Genomic DNA, 1193 nt, shown 5'->3' on the forward strand with positions numbered 1-1193 from the left:
AACTGCAAGCGCAATGCATATGCATCAGCGGAAGCATCTGGGATGGTGCACCGGAGTAGGTGAAAAGTCCTGTACGTGAAGGTGTGTGTGGTTGTGTTGTTTGTGTTTTTCCCCGAGTAGCAGCGGGCTCGTGGAATCTGCTGTGAATCTGCCGGGACCACCCGGTAAGCCTAAATACTCAGTGTGACCGATAGTGGATAGTACCGTGAGGGAATGGTGAAAAGTACCCCGGGAGGGGAGTGAAAGAGTTCCTGAAACCATGCGCTTACAATCCGTCAGAGCACCTGTTTGTGTGTGATGGCGTGCCTTTTGAAGAATGAGCCTGCGAGTCAGCGGCATGTCGCGAGGTTAACCCGTCTAGTGGGGTAGTCGTAGCGAAAGCGAATCCGAATAGGGTGGCAAGTGGCATGTCCTGGACCCGAAGCGGGGTGATCTACCCATGGCCAGTGTGAAGCAGCTGTAAGAGGTTGTGGAGGCGCGAACCCACTTAGGTTGAAAACTGAGGGGATGAGCTGTGGGTAGGGGTGAAAGGCCAATCAAACTCCGTGATAGCTGGTTCTCCCCGAAATGCATTTAGGTGCAGCGTGATGTGAGCTTGCCGGAGGTAGAGCTACTGGTTGGTTGAGCGGGACTATCATCTTAGCGACGTCAGCCAAACTCCGAATACCGGTGAAGTGGTGCATTGCAGTGAGACTGTGGGGGATAAGCTTCATAGTCGAGAGGGAAACAGCCCAGATCGCCGGTTAAGGCCCCTAAGGGTGTGCTAAGTGGAAAAGGATGTGGGATCGCGAAGACAGCCAGGAGGTTGGCTTAGAAGCAGCCATCCTTGAAAGAGTGCGTAATAGCTCACTGGTCGAGTGGTTCTGCGCCGACAATTCAGTGGGGCTCAAGCACACCGCCGAAGCCGCGGCAACAGTTTTACTGTTGGGTAGGGGAGCGTCGTGTGTGGGGTGAAGCCGTATCGGAAGGAGCGGTGGACTGCATGCGAGTGAGAATGCAGGCATGAGTAACGAATGGCAAGTGAGAATCTTGCCCGCCGGATGACTAAGGGTTCCTGGGTCAAGTTCGTCTTCCCAGGGTGAGTCGGGTCCTAAGGCGAGGCCGACAGGCGTAGTCGATGGTTAACGGGTTGATATTCCCGTACCCGTATGTGCGCGCCCAGTATCGAAGCGGTGAGACTAACCACCCTGATC

At 54.9% G+C, this 1193-nt stretch carries 1 other annotated feature (running past one end of the window).

Going from position 1 to position 1193, the window contains the following annotated elements:
* Positions 1-1193: a sequence feature (mutual gap in cmsearch alignment for this rRNA model is longer than 100), on the top strand; it begins 230 nt to the left of the window's first position.

It is taken from the genome of Corynebacterium sp. MSK008, assembly GCF_030232585.1.
Classification (GTDB): domain Bacteria; phylum Actinomycetota; class Actinomycetes; order Mycobacteriales; family Mycobacteriaceae; genus Corynebacterium.